Raw genomic sequence first — 17,097 nt, 5'->3', positions numbered from 1 at the left:
GCGTGCGGGACGTCCGGGCGGATTGCCGGACCACAATCATTTGTATGGCGCGATCCTGTCGTAAAACCGCCAAGGGTGCCGATCATGGGGCGGGTGATCGCGCGCCGTGAGCGTCGGCGCGAGGTTCGACCGATCCGGGAATGGACAGCACGTGGAATCGGCAGCAGAGCATCGGATGAGCGGTCTCGCCGAGGTGGCGCGGCCCGACGAGGGGCCGGGCGGGAGCCTCGTCGGCCGCGCCGTCCTGCGGGGGCTGGCGCGCCCCGACCTGATCCGTCGGGAGACCCTGGCCGACCTGTTCCGGGCGAGCGCGGCGGAGCGCGCCGACGCCCCCTGCCTGATCGACGCCGCCGCGCCCGCGTCGGGCGGGCGCCGTCCGGTCCTGACCTACGGACAGGTCGATGCCCGCTCCGACGCCATCGCCGCCGGGCTTCTCGCCCGCGGCATCGGCCCGGGGGATGTGGTGGGATTGTGGATGGCCCGCGGCACCGAACTGCTGATCGCGCAGATCGGCATCACCAAGTCGGGCGCCGCCTGGCTCCCCTTCGATGCCGAGGCGCCCGCCGACCGGGTCGCGGTCTGCCTGGGCGACGCGGAGGCCAAGGCGCTCCTCGTCTCGGAGGCCCTGCGGCTCCAGGCGCCGGAGGGCACGCCCGCGCTGACGACGCAAGAGGTGCTGACGGCGGGGCAGGGGGCCTGTGCGCCCGATCTCGCCGCCGCCGGCCTCACGCCCGAGCACCCGGCCTACCTGATCTACACGTCGGGCTCGACCGGCGTGCCGAAGGGCATCGTCATCAGCCACGCCAACATCTGCCACTTCCTGCGCTCGGGCAACGCCGTCTACGGCATGCGCGCCGACGATGTGGTGTTCCAGGGCGCCTCCGTCGCCTTCGATCTCTCGATGGAGGAGATCTGGGTCCCCTATCTCGTCGGCGCCTGCCTGTTCGTGGCGAGCCCGGCCATGATGGGAGATGTCGAGTCCCTGCCCGCGATCATCGCGGGAGCGGGCGTCACCGTGCTCGACACGGTGCCGACCCTGCTCGCCATGATCCCCGGCGACCTGCCCAGCGTCCGCCTCGTGCTTCTGGGCGGCGAGGCTCTGCCCGAGCCGCTGGTGGCGCGCTGGGCGACCGATCAGCGGCGCCTGTTCAACACCTACGGTCCGACCGAGGCCACCGTGGTGGCGACCGCCGCCGAGATGCGACCGGGCCAGCCCGTCACCATCGGCGGTCCGATCCCGAATTATTCGGTCTACGTCGCCGACGAGGCGCTGACTCTCCTGAAGCCCGGCGAGCAAGGCGAACTGCTCATCGGCGGTCCCGGCGTCGCCGCGGGCTACCTCAAGCGGCCCGAATTGACGGCCGAAAAATTCGTCGCCAACCCCTACCCGTCCGACGGGACCGACCCGGTGCTCTACCGCTCGGGCGACGCGGTCTCGATGACGCCGGAGGGCGACATCGTCTTCCACGGCCGCATCGACGATCAGGTCAAGATCCGCGGCTTTCGCGTGGAGCTCGGCGAGATCGAGGCCCGTATCCGGGGAGAAGGGGGCGTCAATCAAGCGGCGGTGGTGCTGCGCCGGGACAACGAGGTCGATCGCCTCGTCGCCTTCCTTGTCCCAGAGCGCGACGCCGATCTCGACCGCGCGGCGCTCCGAAAGAGTCTGGCGGCGCAGATGCCGCCTTACATGGTGCCCGGCCATTTCGAGACGGTGGAGACCCTGCCCCGCCTGACCTCCGGCAAGGTCGACCGCAAGGCGTTGCGGATCGCCCCGCTCACGGTCGCGGTGGCGGAGGGCGAGCAAGAGGCCCCCGACAACGAGACCGAGGCCGCCTTGCTGGCTGCCGCCAAGAAGGTGTTCGGCGACGGGCCGATCGGGCTCGAGGCCGACTTCTTCTCCGAACTCGGCGGCCACTCGCTGCTCGCCGCCCGCTTCGTCGGCGCGGTGCGCGAGACCCCGGCCCTCGCCGGCATCACCCTGCAGGACGTCTATGCCGGCCGCACGCTGCGGGCGATGGCCGCGAGTCTGATCGAGCGAACCGGCGGGGCCGGCGCGCAGACGGCCGTGCGGGACCTGAGCTTCGCCCCGCCCTCGCTCCTGCGCCGGGCCTTGTGTGGGCTGGCGCAGGCCGTTGCACTCCCGTTCGTGATCGCGCTCGCCACCGCGCAGTGGCTCGGCATCTTCGTCACCTACCTGCTGCTCACCGGCGGCGGGCTCGGCTTCTGGGGCGAACTCGGCGTCCTCTTGCTCGTCTATATCGGCATCAACGCCGTGACCGCGACGATCGCGATCGCCGCCAAGTGGCTGATCCTCGGGCGGACTAAGGCAGGCCGCTATCCGCTCTGGGGCGTCTACTATTACCGCTGGTGGCTGGCGCAACGCCTGACGCCGCTGGTGCACATCAAGTGGCTTCAGGGCTCGCCCGTCATCGTCACCTATCTGCGTCTGCTCGGCGCGCGGATCGGCGAGGACGTGCTGATCTCCGACCTCGATGTCGGGGCCGCCGACCTCCTCACCATCGGCCGCGGCGCGTCGCTCGGCGGGCGCCTCGTCATCGCCAATGCCGAGGTCGTCGGCAACGAACTCGTCATCGGCCGGGTCGAGATCGGCGAGGACGTCGCCATCGGCACCTCCTGCGTCATCGGCCCCGGCACGGTGATCGGGGATCATGCCGAGGTCGCCGACCTCACCACCGTGCCCGCCGGCACCGAGATCGGCCCGGCCGAGGCCTGGGACGGCTCGCCGGGACGCCGGGTCGGCACGGTCGACTTTTCCGCCTTGCCCGAACCCGCCACGGCCTCGCCCGCCCGCCGGGCGGCCTTCGGCGCGGTCTACGCCTTCCTGCTCGCGGCGGTGCCGGCGGTCGGGCTGCTGCCGATCTTTCCGGCCTTCTACATCTTCGACCAGATCTCGGACAATCTCTCGGAGGTCACCGATCTCGACTACCACCTCTACCTGCCGCTGCTGACCTGGCCCACGGCCATGCTGATGACGGCGGGCACGGTGCTGCTCATCGCGGCCATCCGCTGGGTGGTGCTGCCGCGGGTGACAGGCGGCACCTACTCGATCTGGTCGGGCTTCTACTTGCGCAAGTGGCTGGTGGCGCTCGCCTCCGAGGTGACCCTGGAGACGCTCTCCTCGCTCTTCGCCACCGTCTACATGCGGGCGTGGTACCGTCTGATGGGCGCGCGGATGGGCCGGGGCGCCGAGATCTCGACCAATCTCGGCTCGCGCCACGACCTCGTCTCGGTCGGCGCCAACAACTTCATCGCCGACGAGGTGGTGGTCGGTGAAGAAGAGATCCGCCGCGGCTGGATGCACCTCCATCCGGTCGAAACCGGCGCCCGCGTCTTCGTCGGCAATGACGGCGTGTTGCCGCCGGGCACGCGGCTGCCCGACGACGTGCTGATCGGCATTAAGTCGAAGCCTCCGGCCAATGCCGCGATGGGTCCGGGCGAGACGTGGTTCGGCTCGCCGCCGATCCGCCTGCCCGTGCGGCAGAAGGTCGATCTCGGATCAAGCGCACAGACCTTCGAGCCGAGCGTCCGGGCCAAGCTCCGGCGCGGCCTGTTCGAGGCCTTCGCCACCTCGTTCTCGCCGATGCTCTACATCTCGCTCGCCATCTGCGCGATCGATTGGGTGTTCTACCCCGAGATCCTCGAAGGTGACTGGGTCGGCTTGGCGGTGGCCTTCGTCGCGGCGAGCGTCGTCATCGCTCTGATCCAGACGAGCAGCGTCATCGCCCTCAAATGGCTGCTGATGGGCGTCTACCGCCCCGGCATGCGGCCGATGTGGTCGTGGTGGGCGATGCGGACCGAGGCCATCGCCGTCGCCTACTGGGGCTTGGCCGGCAAGGTGCTGCTGGAGCACCTGATGGGCACGCCGTTCCTGCCCTGGGTGCTGCGGCTCTTCGGTGTGAAGGTGGGGAAGGGCGCCTGCCTCCTGATGACCGACATCACCGAGTTCGACTGCGTGGAGATCGGCGACTTCGCGGCGATCAACCGCTCGGCCGCGCTCCAGACCCACCTCTACGAGGACCGCATCATGAAGGTCGGCCGCGTCATGGTCGGGCGCGGCGTCTCGGTCGGAGCCTTCTCGACCGTCCTCTACGACACGAGGGTTGGCGATTACGCGCGGCTGCGCCCGCTCACCATCGTGATGAAGGGCGAGTCGATTCCGGCGCACTCGGAATGGGAGGGGGCGCCCGCCGTGCCGGTGGTGCATGGGGCGGGATAACCCTCGCCCCTCTGCGGGAGAGGAGCCGGCTCAGGTTCTTCCGGAAATGCGCTCCCCTCACCCGACCCCCGCTGACGCGAGACCCACCCTCTCCCGCTTCAGGGAGAGGGAAAACTCTCAGGCCGCCTCGGTCTTCGCCCCGAGGCGCTTGTCGAGGTAGGTGTCCACGGTCTGCGTCAGCTCGTCGACCTTGCCGTCGAAGAAGTGGTTGGCGCCCTCGACCATCTGGTGCTCGATGATGACGCCCTTCTGCGTCTTCACCTTCTCGATCACCGGGATCACCTCACGGGCCGGTGCCACCCGGTCTTCGGAGCCGTGCACGAACAGGCCGGAGGAGGGGCACGGTGCCAGGAAGGTGAAGTCATAGCGGTTGGCCATGGCGGCAATCGAGATGAAGCCCTCGATCTCCGGGCGGCGCATCAGGAGTTGCATGCCGATCCAGGAGCCGAACGACACGCCCGCGATCCAGCAGGACTTCGCCTCCGGGTTGACCGACTGCACCCAGTCGAGGGCAGCGGCGGCGTCGGAGAGTTCACCCGAGCCGTGATCGAACGCACCCTGGCTGCGACCGACCCCGCGGAAATTGAAGCGCAGGGCCGCGAAGCCGCGATTGGCGAAGGTGTAGAAAAGATTGTACACAATTTGATTGTTCATCGTGCCCCCGAACTGGGGGTGCGGGTGGAGCACGATCGCGATCGGCGCCCCCTTCTTCTTGGGGGCTTGGTAGCGGCCTTCCAGGCGGCCGGCGGGGCCGGAGAAAATGACTTCGGGCATGGTGTCCTCGAGATGATCCGACCCTCACCCCTGATGCCCCCGCGAAGGCAGGGGGAGGCGAGTCGGTCACGGCTTGACTCGTTGCGCGCGCCACCTACAAGCGCTCTTAGAATAATTCTAGTCGATTAGAACTATTCTAAACTGTTCGTCGGGCCTCGAACTGCGATGCATAAGGCGCGTTTCGCGCGGCTTAGCACGGGGGAGGGGGGCGAAATCAAGAAAATCAGGATTGGCAGGACGATACGGAGCGGATCGGCAGGATGACGTCAGGCGGGCGCAGCTATCTCGATCACAATGCGACCTCCCCGGTGCGTCCGGAGGTTGCGGTGGCGGTCGCGCGCGCCCTGGCACTGCCCGGCAATCCGTCCTCGATCCATGAAGAGGGCCGCGCGGCGCGCCAGATGCTGCAGGCGGCGCGGGCGCGGCTCGCCGCCCTGCTCGGGGGGGCACCTGAGCGCATCACCTTCACCAGCGGTGGCACGGAAGCCGCCAACACCGTGCTCTCCGGCGCGCTTCGGAAAACCGGTCTTCCCGCGCCCACCCGGCTGATGATCTCGGCCACCGAGCATCCCTGCGTCACGGCGGGCCACCGCTTCGCGCCGGACGTGGTCGAGGTGCTGCCGGTGGACGGAACCGGCCTGCTGCGGCTCGATGCTCTCGCGGCCCGGCTCGAAGCCTGCCGGGACGAGGCCGTGCTGATCTCGGTCCATGCGGCCAACAACGAGACGGGGGTTGTGCAGCCGCTGACCGAGATCGTGCGGCTCGCCCGCGCCCACGGGCAGGCCCTGGTTCACAGCGACGCGGTACAGGCAGTTGGAAAAATCCCGCTCGACTTTGCCGCGCTCGGCCTCGACGCCCTGACCCTGTCGGGCCACAAGTTCGCCGCGCCGAAAGGTACCGGCGCGATGATGCTGGCCGAGGGCGTGAGCCTGGAGACGGCCTTCCTGCGCGGCGGCGGCCAGGAGGCACGCCAGCGCTGCGGCACCGAGAACCTTCCCGGCATCGCCGGGATGGGTGAGGCGGCCGAGATCGCCCGTGCCGCCCTGGAGACCGAGGCAGCGCGGCTGTCTGGCCTGCGTGATGCCCTGGAAGCGCGTCTGCGAGTCCTCGCCCCGGATACGGTCGTGTTCGGAAAGGGCGCGCCGCGCCTGCCCAATACGCTGAGCTTCGCCGTGCCGGGGCTCGCGGCCTCCACGGCGCTGATCGCCCTCGATCTCGCCGGCCTGTCCGTCTCGTCGGGCTCGGCCTGCGCCTCGGGCAAGGTGGCTCGTTCCCCCGTGCTCGCGGCGATGGGGGTGAGCCCTGCGCTCGCCGCGGGGGCGCTGCGCGTCAGTTTCGGTTGGAATTCGCGCGCTGCGGACCTCGAACGCTTCGTTGCGGGGTTCGAACGGGTCGTTTCGTCCCTATATCAGCGGCGAGGGCAGGCAGCCTGAGCGCCGCCCGCCCAAGCTATTTTTTCGGTGGGACACCCGCCGGTTCGTTGGAAACCCCCGGTCCTTGACGCCGGAGTCGGTAGGAGACGTTGAATGCCTGCAGTGCAGGAGACCATTGATCGGGTTCGTTCGATCGACCTCGACCAGTACAAGTACGGCTTCGAGACCGTGATCGAGATGGAGAAGTCCGAGAAGGGCCTCTCCGAGGACGTCGTTCGCTTCATCTCGGCCAAGAAGAACGAGCCGGAATGGATGCTCGAATGGCGCCTCGACGCCTACAAGCGTTGGCTCACGATGAAGGAGCCGGAATGGGCCCGGGTCGAGTACGACCGGGTCGATTACAACAACATCTACTACTACGCTGCGCCGAAGCGTAAGGGCCCAGAATCGCTCGACGAAATCGATCCCGAGATCCTGAAGACCTACGAGAAGCTCGGCATCCCGCTGCGCGAGGTCGAGGTGCTGGAAGGCATCGCACCCGAGCGTCGCGTGGCGGTCGATGCGGTGTTCGACTCGGTCTCGGTGGCGACCACCTTCAAGAAGGAGCTCGAGAAGGCCGGCGTGATCTTCATGCCGATCTCCGAGGCCATCCGCGAGTACCCGGATCTCGTGAAGAAGTACCTCGGCTCGGTCGTGCCCGTGACCGACAACTTCTTCGCGACGCTGAACTCGGCGGTCTTCTCCGACGGCTCGTTCGTCTACATCCCGCCGGGCGTGCGCTGCCCGATGGAGCTGTCGACCTATTTCCGCATCAACGAGCGCGACACCGGCCAGTTCGAGCGCACGCTCATCATCGCCGACAAGGGCTCTTACGTCTCGTATCTCGAGGGCTGCACCGCCCCGAAGCGCGACGACAACCAGCTCCACGCCGCGGTGGTCGAGCTCGTCGCCCTGGAGGATGCCGAGATCAAGTACTCGACCGTCCAGAACTGGTACCCCGGCGACAACGAGGGCAAGGGCGGCATCTACAACTTCGTGACGAAGCGCGGCGATTGCCGCGGCGCCCGCTCGAAGATCTCATGGACGCAGGTCGAGACCGGCTCGGCGATCACCTGGAAGTATCCGTCCTGCATCCTCCGCGGCGATGACTCGCGCGGCGAATTCTACTCGATCGCGGTGTCGAACGGCATGCAGCAGGTCGATTCCGGCACCAAGATGATTCACCTCGGCAAGAACACCACCAGCCGGATCATCTCGAAGGGTATCTCCGCGGGCCGCTCGCAGAACACCTACCGGGGTCTCGTCTCGGCCCACAAGAAGGCCAAGGGCGCGCGCAACTTCACCAACTGCGATTCGCTCCTGATCGGCGATCAGTGCGGCGCGCACACCGTGCCCTACATCGAGTCGAAGAACGCGAGTGCGGTGTTCGAGCACGAGGCCACCACCTCGAAGATCTCCGAGGACCAGAAGTTCTACTGCCAGCAGCGCGGCCTCTCCGAGGAGGAGGCGACCGCGCTCATCGTCAACGGCTTCGTCCGCGACGTGCTGCAGCAGCTGCCGATGGAGTTCGCGGTGGAAGCCCAGAAGCTGATCTCGATCAGCCTCGAAGGCTCGGTGGGCTGACGAGCTTCGACACGGACGTACTGCGTGCCGCCCACCGGCACAGTGCGCGGCACGCCGGAGAGGTGAGAAGCAGCGCCGCGTGCGGCTGCTTCTACTGCCTGGAAGTCTTCGCCCCGGATGAGATCGCGGAGTGGATCGACGAGGACGCGACCGCTCTGTGCCCCCGGTGCGGCATCGACGCAGTGATCGGTGACCTGTCCGGCTATCCGGCCGGGAGTGTCACCTTCCTGCGGGCGATGCATCAGGAATGGTTTTGAAGGACTTGGACGAACATGCTTGAGATCAAGAACCTCGTCGTGCAGATCGAGGACAACCGCATCCTCAACGGCCTGAACCTCACCGTGAACGACGGCGAAGTCGCCGCGATCATGGGCCCGAACGGGTCAGGCAAGTCGACGCTCTCCTACGTCATCGCCGGTAAGGAGGACTACGAGGTTCTCGACGGCGAGATCCTGCTCGACGGCCAGAACGTGCTGGAGATGGCGGCCGACGAGCGCGCCGCCGCCGGCATCTTTCTGGCCTTCCAGTACCCGTTGGAGATCCCCGGCGTCGGCACCATGACCTTCCTCAAGGCCTGCCTCAACGCGCAGCGCAAGGCCCGCGGCGAGGACGAGCTCTCGACTCCCGACTTCATCCGCGCGGTGAACGCGGCGGCCGACAAGCTCGAGATCAACAAGGAGATGCTCAAGCGCGCACTCAACGTCGGCTTCTCCGGCGGCGAGAAGAAGCGCATGGAGATCCTCCAGATGGCGCTCTTGCAGCCGAAGTTCTGCGTGCTCGACGAGACCGATTCCGGCCTCGACATCGACGCGCTGCGCATCGTCTCCGAGGGTGTGAACGCGCTGCGCGCCGAAGGACGCTCCTTCCTCGTCATCACCCACTATCAGCGGCTCCTCAACCACATCGTGCCCGACACCGTGCACGTCATGTCGAAGGGCCAGATCGTGAAGACCGGCGGCAAGGAGCTGGCGCTGGAACTCGAAGCCTCCGGCTACGCCGAATACCGCACGAGCGAGGCTGCGTGATGGCCGACGTCACCAATCTCCGCTCCCCCGCCGAGGCCGGCCTCTCCAAACTCTTCGAGTCCGCGCGGAAAGGCTTCGCCAGCGAGCAGGCGATCAGCCGCGAGGAGGCGTTCCGCTTCTTCGAGGCGACCGGCCTGCCGAGCCGCCGGGTCGAGGCGTTCAAGTACACCGACCTGCGCGCCGCCATCACCGAGGCCGCGCCGCCCGCCGAGGCGCCGAGCGAGGACGCGGCCCGGGCCGCCGTCGCCGGGGCCACGGGCTTCAACGGGGTCGAGGCCGTCCGCCTCACCTTCGTCAACGGCCACCTCGTCGCCGCCCTGTCGGATCTCGATCGGGTGCCCGAGGGCGTGACGGTCACGCCGCTCAACGAGGCGATGGGAAAGGGCGATGCGCGCCTCAAGCTTCTGGCCCCCGTCGAGCAGGTGCGCGAGAACCCGATCTATCAGCTCAACACCGCCTTCCTGGCCGATGGCGCACTGATCTCGGTCGTCCCCGGCGCCAAGCCGGCGACGCCGCTGCACCTGCGCTTCGTCGGCATGGGTGAGGCCGCCTTCTCGACCGCGACCCGCGTGCTGGTCGATATCGGCGCCGGCGCGGAGTTCTTCCTGCTGGAGAGCCACGAGGGACCGTCCGGGCTGACCTACCAGCCCAACGACGCGCTCGACGTGCATATCGGCGCCGAGGCCGCCTTCCGCCACACCCGTCTCAACCGGGAAGGCGACGCGGCCATCGCTCTCTCGACGCTGTCGGTGCGGCTCGACGCTCGGGCGCAGCTCGAAACCGTCAATCTCGTCACCGGCGCCAAGCTCTCGCGTCACCAGATCTACCTGCACGTCGCGGGCGAGGACGCCAACGCCGTGGTCAACGGCGCGACGCTGCTCGGCCACGGCCAACTCGCGGATTCGACCCTGCTCGCCGACCACGCGGCGACGGGCGGCGTTGGCCGCGAGATGTTCAAGACGGTGATCGACGGCGATTCCACCGGCGTGTTCCAGGGCAAGATCATCGTCCGTCAGGTCGCGCAGCAGACCGACGGCAAGATGAAGTCCGACTGCCTGCTCCTGACCGATGATGGTCAGATGATGAACAAGCCGGAGCTGGAGATCTTCGCCGACGACGTCGCCTGCGGCCACGGCGCCACCTGCGGCGCGCCGGACGAGGACCTGCTGTTCTACCTCATGGCCCGCGGCTTGCCGCGCGCCACCGCCGAGAGCCTGCTGGTTCAGGCCTTCGTCGGCGAGGCGGTGGAGACGGTCACGCACGAGGGCGCGCGCGACGCGCTGATCGGTGGGATCGAGGCTTGGCTGGCGGCGCGCGGCTGACCCTGCTGGCCGGTTCCTCCCGAGGAACCGGCCAAGCTCATTGGCGCCGAACCTGTTCCGGCGGGCGGCGATGGACCCGGACAGCACAGGATCCAAGGTCGCGAACATGAACGCACCCGTCCCCGCCACTCCCTACGACGTCGAGGCGATCCGGAGGCAATTCCCGATCCTCTCGGAAAAAGTCTACGGTAAGCCGCTGGTCTATCTCGACAACGCCGCCTCGTCGCAAAAGCCCAAGCGGGTCATCGACGCGATGGTTTCCTGCATGGAGACCGGCTACGCCAACGTCCATCGCGGCTTGCACTACATGGCCAATGCCGCGACCGAGGGTTTCGAGGGTGCGCGCGAGACCACGCGCCAGTTCCTCAACGCCGCCTCGACCGACGAGATCATCTTCACCCGCAACGCCACCGAGGCCTACAACCTCGTGGCCTCCTCCATGGGCTGGGCGGGCCTGATCGGGGAGGGGGACGAGATCATCCTCTCGATCATGGAGCACCACTCCAACATCGTGCCCTGGCATTTTCTGCGCGAGCGGCGCGGCGCCGTCATCAAGTGGGCGCCGGTCGATGACGACGGCAACTTCCTGGTCGAGGAGTACGAGAAGCTCTTCACGCCGCGCACCAAGATGGTGGCGATCACCCACATGTCGAACGTGCTCGGCACGGTGACGCCGGCGGAGGAGATCGTGCGCATCGCCCATGCCCACGGCGTGCCGGTGCTGCTCGACGGCGCGCAGAGCGCGGTGCATCGCCCGATCGACGTGCGCGCACTCGACTGCGACTTCTTCGTCTTCACCGGCCACAAGGTCTACGGGCCGACCGGCATCGGCGTGCTCTACGGCAAGAAGGAGTGGTTGGACCGGCTGCCGCCCTATCAGGGCGGCGGCGAGATGATCCGCACGGTGACGCAGGACGCGATCAGCTACAACGACCCGCCGCACCGCTTCGAGGCGGGCACGCCGGCGATCATCGAGGCGGTCGGCCTCGGCGCGGCGCTGGAATTCATGATGGATCTCGGCCGCGAAAACATCGCCGCGCACGAGGCGATGCTGACCGCCTACGCGCAGGAGCGTCTCGGCGCGATGAATTCGATCCGCCAGATCGGCAATTCCCGCGACAAGGGCGGCGTCATCGCCTTCGAGGTGAAGGGCGCGCACGCCCACGACATCGCCACCGTGATCGACCGCCAGGGTGTGGCGGTGCGGGCGGGCACCCACTGCGCCATGCCCCTGCTCACGCGCTTCGGCGTGACCTCGACCTGTCGCGCCTCGTTCGGTCTGTATAATACGACCGCAGAGATTGACGCCCTCGCCGAGGCGCTGGCCAAGGCCGAGATGCTGTTCGCCTGATTCTTTTAGGAGTTTCGGCCGCCGTGGACGGAGGCCGGAAGGAGTGATCCGATGAGCACCGACGCCACCATCACCGGGGGCACCAACACCCCCGCCCTCGCGGCGGCCTCCGCGATTCCCGCGGAAGAGATCGACCGCCTCACCGACGACATCGTCGCCGCGCTGAAATCCGTCTACGATCCCGAGATTCCCGCCGACATCTACGAGCTCGGCCTGATCTACCGGGTGCAGATCGAGGACGACCGGCGCGTTCTGATCGACATGACCCTGACCGCTCCGGGCTGTCCCGTGGCCGGCGAGATGCCGGGCTGGGTCGAGAACGCGGTCTCGGCCGTACCCGGCGTGCAGTCCTGCTCCGTCACGATGGTGTTCGACCCGCCGTGGGACCAGAGCCGGATGTCCGACGAGGCCCGCGTCGCGCTGGATATGTGGTAAGGGACCGTCCAATCGGTCGGCCTTGCGGCCTCTGCAAGGTCGGCGCGCTTCAGCCCTCCGGCGGGGTGCCGGCAGGATCCCATCGCGGTCCGAACGTCAATCCGTCATAGATGTCTGCCGTCATCGGCCGGCAGCCCGAGCCGCGCAGTTGCGTGTGCAGCGAAACGATGATGTTGACGGTGGCCGGGTCGTGCTGCTGCCGGGCATCACGGCGGCGCAGGACTGGCACGCCGCCGACGAGTTCGTAGCATTCCTCTTGATGAAGCTGCCACGCGAAGAACTCTTCCGGCGTCATCCGCCGCCTTGCTCGGCCATCGCATCCTCCGTCACCGATTCAGCATAGCGCGCGGCAATCGACCCGTGCGTCGAGGGTCCCGGTGGACCAGCGGTGGAGGAGTGCTTATCTCTTGAAGACCCACGAAAGACTCACCCGCCCGGGCCTTGAACCCGGCCGCAGGAGAGAGACCACGATGTCAGGTTTCAAGGTGATCACGCTGACCGACCGCGCGGCGGATCGGATCAAAGCGATCATGGCCGATGCCGATCGCCCCATCGCGGGGCTTCGCGTCGGTGTGAAGAACGGCGGCTGTGCCGGCATGTCCTACACGATGGAATATGCCGAGGAGCGCAAGGCCGGCGAGGACGTGATCGAGGATCGGGGCGTGACCGTGTTCATCGACCCCAAGGCGGTGCTGTTCCTGCTTGGCACCGAGATGGACTTCCAGACGACCAAGCTGTCGTCGCAGTTCGTGTTCAACAATCCGAACCAGACCTCGGCCTGCGGCTGCGGTGAGTCGGTGGCGATCACCCCCGCGAATCCGGAGCGCCTGGCGGCCGGCGCCCCGGCTTAATCGGGGAGGGCGGCTGCCCGTCGCGGCAATCGGTGCGACACAGTTGACGGGCGCCGTCCCTGCCTGTGGCTCAGGCTACGTCGCGCAGGGCCGCTGCCTCTGTCTCGTCGAGGGTGCGGTTGCGGCCGGCGCGCTTGGCGGCAAACAGGCAGGCATCCGCCCGCTCCAGGAGCGAGACGGCATTGTCATCCTCAAGCCGGGTCGCGACGCCGAGCGAGACGGTAACCTTGCCGAGCGACTCTCCCGTCGACCGCTTCACGAGTTCGCGGCCGGTCACGCTGGTGCGCACCCGTTCCGCGACGGCGCGCGCCTCCGGCAGGTCCGTCTCCGGAAGGACGATGCCGAATTCCTCGCCGCCGAAGCGGGCGAGCGTCGCACCCGGCTGCCCCACATGCTCGCGCATGACGACGGCGACGAGGCGCAGCACCTGATCCCCGGTCAGGTGGCCGTAGAGGTCGTTGAAGCGCTTGAAATAGTCGATGTCGAGGACGATCAGGCTCGTCGGCCGGCGTCCGGCATCCGGCGCACCGCAGGCCCGGTGCAGCGCCGTCTCGAAGCTCTTGCGGTTGCCCAGGCCGGTCAGGGCGTCGGTCAGGCTCTCCAGGCGGGCCGCCTCCAGCGTCTCGCGCAGCGATTCGATCTCGCTGCGGCTCTCGCGCATCCGCGCTTCGAGCGTGCGGTTATTGGCGGTCACGTCGCGGGTATTGGCGATGATCGTGGTGACGACCTCACGCAGGCGCGCCCGCGTCGTCGCCGTGTTGGCGATATCCTGCGACAGGGCCTGGAGCGACTCGCCGTACTGGGTCGTGGAGCGGATCGAGACTTCGATCATCTCCATGATGCCCTCGACCTCGGCGATGAGGCTCGAATTCATCCGATCCACCTCCACGGCGAGGCGGCGCCCGTCGATGTAGGCGTCGTGCAATCCTTCGATGTCAGCGCTCGTCAGCGTGCCGTTCTGCGTGGTGAGCCGCTTGATTGCGTCGTTCATCAGCGGCTGGGTGCCGGACACGTAGAGGTACCACACGGCGTAGGCCCGCGGGGTGGCGCAGGCGCAGTAGTCGCGCATCAGCTCGAAGCTGCGCTGCGCGAGCACGAAACTGCGATCACGGTCGAGATCGGGGCCGTGGCTCATCCGGTGACGTAGGCTCCTGCGGACGGGGCCCACCGCCCGTGTCGCCCGCTTCACCGGAGTGTCGCTTCAGAACCTCGCCAGGACGTTAAGGCGAGCACAGAATACGCCCGCCGCTGCCGTTCTCACCGGTGACGTTCGGGGACGGCTACTTGCTCTTCCCGAAGCCGGTCGGCTTCAGCAGGAAGGCCGGCACGTGCGAGCCGAGACCGACCGGCGTATCGTCGTCCTCGTCGCGGCGCGGGGGACGGCGCTCGGAACGTGAGCGCTCGGGGGCGCTCCGGGCGGGCTCGCGGGCCGGGGAAACCGGCTCCGGCTCGCGGATCGGCTCGCGGCGGGCATCCTCGCCGCGCCCGCGGTCGGAGACCGCGCGGCGACCACCGCGCGAACGGCTCTCGCTCGGCCGCTCCGCCACCCGCTCGCTTCCCTTCTCGGGGCTCCTCTCGGTTCCCCTCTCGCTTCCCCTCTCGCTTCCCCTCTCGCTTCCCCTCTCGCTTCCCTTGGCCCGGCGGGTTCCGCGACGGCGGCGGGGCTCATCGCTCTCCGCATCGTCGGGCACGGAGGTGAGGTTGCCGTCGAGCCACTCGATCGGCCGGCCGATCAGGCTCTCGATCGCCGCGAGCGAGCGCTCGTCGGCGCGGCTCGCCAGGGTGAAGGCTTGGCCGGAGCGCCCGGCGCGGCCGGTGCGGCCGATCCGGTGGACGTAGTCCTCCGGATGATGCGGAACGTCGAAGTTGAAGACGTGGCTGACGGCGGGGATGTCGAGGCCGCGGGCGGCGACGTCTGAGGCCACGAGCAGAGGAACCTCGCCACTGCGGAACCCGTCGAGCGCGGCCGTGCGGGCGCGCTGGTCCATGTCGCCGTGGAGCGCGGCGACGTTGAAGCCGTGACTCGCCAGGGACTTTTGCAGCAGCGCCACGTCGCGCTTGCGGTTGCAGAAGATGAGGCCGTTCTGCAGCTCGCTCGCCGAGCGGATGAGATGGCGCAGCACCTTGCGCTTCTCATGCCCCTCCGGCCCCGTCGCCACCAGGCGCTGCTCGATGGTCGTGGCGGTGGAGGCGGGCCGTGCCACCTCGACCCGCTGCGGGTTGTGCAGGAACATGTCCGCCAGCCGCTCGATCTCCGGCGGCATGGTGGCGGAGAAGAACAGCGTCTGGCGCGTGAAGGGCACCATCTTCACGATGCGCTCGATATCGGGAATGAAGCCCATGTCGAGCATCCGGTCGGCCTCGTCGATGACGAGGAGTTCGACGCCGGTGAGCAGCAGCTTGCCGCGCTCGAAATGGTCGAGAAGCCGTCCCGGCGTCGCGATCAGCACGTCGGTGCCGCGGGTGAGCTTGGCGTCCTGGTCGGCGAAGGAGACGCCGCCGATGATCAGCGCCACGTTGAGCTTGTGGTTGGTGCCGTAGCGCTCGAAATTCTCCTCGACCTGCGCCGCGAGCTCGCGGGTCGGCTCCAGGATCAGCGTACGCGGCATGCGAGCCCGGGCGCGGCCGGTCTCCAGCATGGTCAGCATCGGCAGGGTGAAGGCGGCGGTCTTGCCGGTGCCGGTCTGGGCGATGCCGAGCACGTCGCGGCGGGCGAGCACATGCGGGATCGCCTGGGCCTGGATCGGCGTCGGCTCGGTGTAGCCGGCCGCGGAGACGGCTTGGAGTACCTTGTCACTCAGTCCAAGATCGGCGAAAGACATCGGGTGTGGGAAACCATTTGCGCGCGTGGAGTGGGCCGATCAGGGGCTCAGAGCTCGCGCCCGGCGGATGATCGCGAGAGCCGTGCGCGGTACGCCGTCACGCGTCCGAACGCGCGCGACACTTAGACCGCTCTGCCTGCTTGTCAATCGACTGCGCTGGCGCATCCGCCTCCCGCACGGGCCGGGTACGGTTGCGCTCAAAGCATCCCGAGATCGTCCCGAGCGCGTCCGAACCGCCGTTTTCGTCCCGTGGATGGACTGGATGCCGTCCGGGGCGCCGGCCCGGCTGCGATCGTGAGCGTCAGTTTCGCGCGGTCTGACCGAGGCTTCCGCGAAGCGTGCAGGGATCGAGCCGTGTCGCCTGAGCCCTGATCCCGATCGAGCCGGTGACCTCGGGGTCGATCATGGGCTGGCCCGGTTTGGCGATGTGGTGGGCGAGGGCCGTGGCGCCGAGCCCAGCGATCAGCGCCATCTTGATCGACCAGCCAAGGGGACCGCGCGGTCTGGGCGAGCCGGAATCAAGGGACATGAACAGCGCAATCCATCGGGCCGGCCGGCTCCGGAATCGGACGCCGGCACGCCGGAGGATCGCCCGAACAAGGTTAATGGGTGCTTACGAGGACGGCGTAACAGGTTATTAACCGTATTGCCAGCCAATTTCTCTCGGGGATTTGACTGTTGCTGGTTTTCGACAAGACGAGCCGTCGATGTGCGCAATGACACATCGAGCCTGATCGAGTGCTCATCACCAGGTAAGCTTCACCTTTCGTTGACGGGTTCCGGTGCATTCATCGCTTCATCGCAGGAGGGCGACGGATACCGGGGAGGACCCCCGGACCACTTCACACCAACACCGGCTCCCGCCAAACCAGGACACGATACGATGAAAAGCCTGCTTCTCGCTTCGAGCGCGCTCGTTGCCGCCACCGTGGCCGCCTCGGCCGCCGACCTGCCGCGCCGCGCCGCGCCGCCGCCGGTGTTCCAGCCGGTGCCGGTCTTCACCTGGACGGGCTTCTACGCCGGTTTCAACGCCGGTTACGGCTTCGGCACCGGTGACGACAACAACGCCGCGACCGTGATCGGCGTCGGCCCCGCCAGCGGCCTCGTCGCTCCGGGCGGCATCGCTGCCATCGCCTTTAACAACCGTCGCAGCGACGAAGGCTTCGTCGGCGGTGGTCAGATCGGCTACAACTACCAGTTCACCCCGGGCTCCGGCGTCGTGATCGGTATCGAGGCCGACGCCCAGTACGTCGACTTCGGCCGTGACCGGAACCGCTTCTCGGT

The 17,097-nt window shown here is 67.9% G+C and carries 14 protein-coding genes and 1 pseudogene; 10 read left to right on the top strand and 5 right to left on the bottom strand.

Annotated features, from left to right (window positions below; all coding sequences use genetic code 11):
* The first annotated feature begins 175 nt into the window (after positions 1 to 175).
* Positions 176 to 4,237 carry a Pls/PosA family non-ribosomal peptide synthetase gene (locus tag FHU13_RS10050; protein WP_183435721.1) on the top strand — a complete coding sequence of 1,354 codons (4,062 nt, stop codon included), beginning with the start codon at positions 176 to 178 and terminating at the stop codon, positions 4,235 to 4,237.
* Between the two features lie 117 nt (positions 4,238 to 4,354).
* On the opposite strand, the gene FHU13_RS10045 is transcribed toward FHU13_RS10050, so the two are convergent.
* Complete coding sequence (locus tag FHU13_RS10045) at positions 4,355 to 5,011, bottom strand: alpha/beta hydrolase (protein ID WP_017484188.1); 657 nt, start codon at positions 5,009 to 5,011, stop codon at positions 4,355 to 4,357.
* Positions 5,012 to 5,271: 260 nt separating this feature from the next.
* Between FHU13_RS10045 and FHU13_RS10040 the strand changes: the two genes are divergently transcribed.
* The 7 genes from FHU13_RS10040 (at position 5,272) to FHU13_RS10010 (ending at position 12,140) form a co-directional block, all read left to right on the top strand.
* Positions 5,272 to 6,444 (top strand): cysteine desulfurase family protein, encoded by a 1,173-nt coding sequence (locus FHU13_RS10040; protein ID WP_183435720.1) that lies wholly within the window; start codon positions 5,272 to 5,274, stop codon positions 6,442 to 6,444.
* A gap of 93 nt (positions 6,445 to 6,537) precedes the next feature.
* Positions 6,538 to 8,007: a Fe-S cluster assembly protein SufB gene (gene sufB / locus FHU13_RS10035; protein WP_183435719.1), complete on the top strand. Its 1,470-nt coding sequence runs from the start codon at positions 6,538 to 6,540 to the stop codon at positions 8,005 to 8,007.
* Positions 8,008 to 8,069: 62 nt separating this feature from the next.
* Positions 8,070 to 8,264 carry a cytoplasmic protein gene (locus FHU13_RS10030; protein ID WP_312889575.1) on the top strand — a complete coding sequence of 65 codons (195 nt, stop codon included), beginning with the start codon at positions 8,070 to 8,072 and terminating at the stop codon, positions 8,262 to 8,264.
* A gap of 15 nt (positions 8,265 to 8,279) precedes the next feature.
* Positions 8,280 to 9,032: a Fe-S cluster assembly ATPase SufC gene (gene sufC, locus FHU13_RS10025; protein ID WP_183435718.1), complete on the top strand. Its 753-nt coding sequence runs from the start codon at positions 8,280 to 8,282 to the stop codon at positions 9,030 to 9,032.
* On the top strand, positions 9,032 to 10,354 hold the full coding sequence (locus FHU13_RS10020; protein ID WP_183435717.1) for a SufD family Fe-S cluster assembly protein: 1,323 nt from the start codon (positions 9,032 to 9,034) through the stop codon (positions 10,352 to 10,354). Before sufC ends, FHU13_RS10020 begins: the two co-directional genes overlap by 1 nt.
* A gap of 106 nt (positions 10,355 to 10,460) precedes the next feature.
* Positions 10,461 to 11,705 carry a cysteine desulfurase gene (locus FHU13_RS10015; protein WP_183435716.1) on the top strand — a complete coding sequence of 415 codons (1,245 nt, stop codon included), beginning with the start codon at positions 10,461 to 10,463 and terminating at the stop codon, positions 11,703 to 11,705.
* A gap of 51 nt (positions 11,706 to 11,756) precedes the next feature.
* Positions 11,757 to 12,140: an SUF system Fe-S cluster assembly protein gene (locus FHU13_RS10010; RefSeq protein WP_183435715.1), complete on the top strand. Its 384-nt coding sequence runs from the start codon at positions 11,757 to 11,759 to the stop codon at positions 12,138 to 12,140.
* Between the two features lie 49 nt (positions 12,141 to 12,189).
* Here the strand turns inward: FHU13_RS10010 and FHU13_RS10005 are convergent, their stop codons facing one another.
* The gene (locus FHU13_RS10005) at positions 12,190 to 12,435 is read right to left on the bottom strand and encodes a hypothetical protein (RefSeq protein ID WP_246714594.1); all 246 of its coding nucleotides are present in this window, start codon (positions 12,433 to 12,435) and stop codon (positions 12,190 to 12,192) included.
* Positions 12,436 to 12,610: 175 nt separating this feature from the next.
* Between FHU13_RS10005 and sufA the strand changes: the two genes are divergently transcribed.
* Complete coding sequence (sufA, locus tag FHU13_RS10000; protein WP_183435714.1) at positions 12,611 to 12,991, top strand: Fe-S cluster assembly scaffold SufA; 381 nt, start codon at positions 12,611 to 12,613, stop codon at positions 12,989 to 12,991.
* 70 nt (positions 12,992 to 13,061) lie between these two features.
* On the opposite strand, the gene FHU13_RS09995 is transcribed toward sufA, so the two are convergent.
* The 3 genes from FHU13_RS09995 to FHU13_RS09985 all read right to left on the bottom strand — a co-directional run bounded on the left by FHU13_RS09995 (position 13,062) and on the right by FHU13_RS09985 (position 16,342).
* Complete coding sequence (locus FHU13_RS09995) at positions 13,062 to 14,126, bottom strand: GGDEF domain-containing protein (protein ID WP_183435713.1); 1,065 nt, start codon at positions 14,124 to 14,126, stop codon at positions 13,062 to 13,064.
* A gap of 145 nt (positions 14,127 to 14,271) precedes the next feature.
* Complete coding sequence (locus FHU13_RS09990; protein ID WP_183435712.1) at positions 14,272 to 15,813, bottom strand: DEAD/DEAH box helicase; 1,542 nt, start codon at positions 15,811 to 15,813, stop codon at positions 14,272 to 14,274.
* 301 nt (positions 15,814 to 16,114) lie between these two features.
* On the bottom strand, positions 16,115 to 16,342 hold the full coding sequence (locus FHU13_RS09985; protein ID WP_183435711.1) for a hypothetical protein: 228 nt from the start codon (positions 16,340 to 16,342) through the stop codon (positions 16,115 to 16,117).
* 354 nt (positions 16,343 to 16,696) lie between these two features.
* On the opposite strand from FHU13_RS09985, the pseudogene FHU13_RS09980 reads away from it, so the two are divergent.
* Positions 16,697 to 17,097, top strand: a pseudogene (locus FHU13_RS09980) (porin family protein); the annotation flags it as partial.

It is taken from the genome of Methylobacterium sp. R2-1, assembly GCF_014191355.1.
Classification (GTDB): domain Bacteria; phylum Pseudomonadota; class Alphaproteobacteria; order Rhizobiales; family Beijerinckiaceae; genus Methylobacterium.
This window is presented reverse-complemented; position numbering and strand designations above follow the sequence as displayed.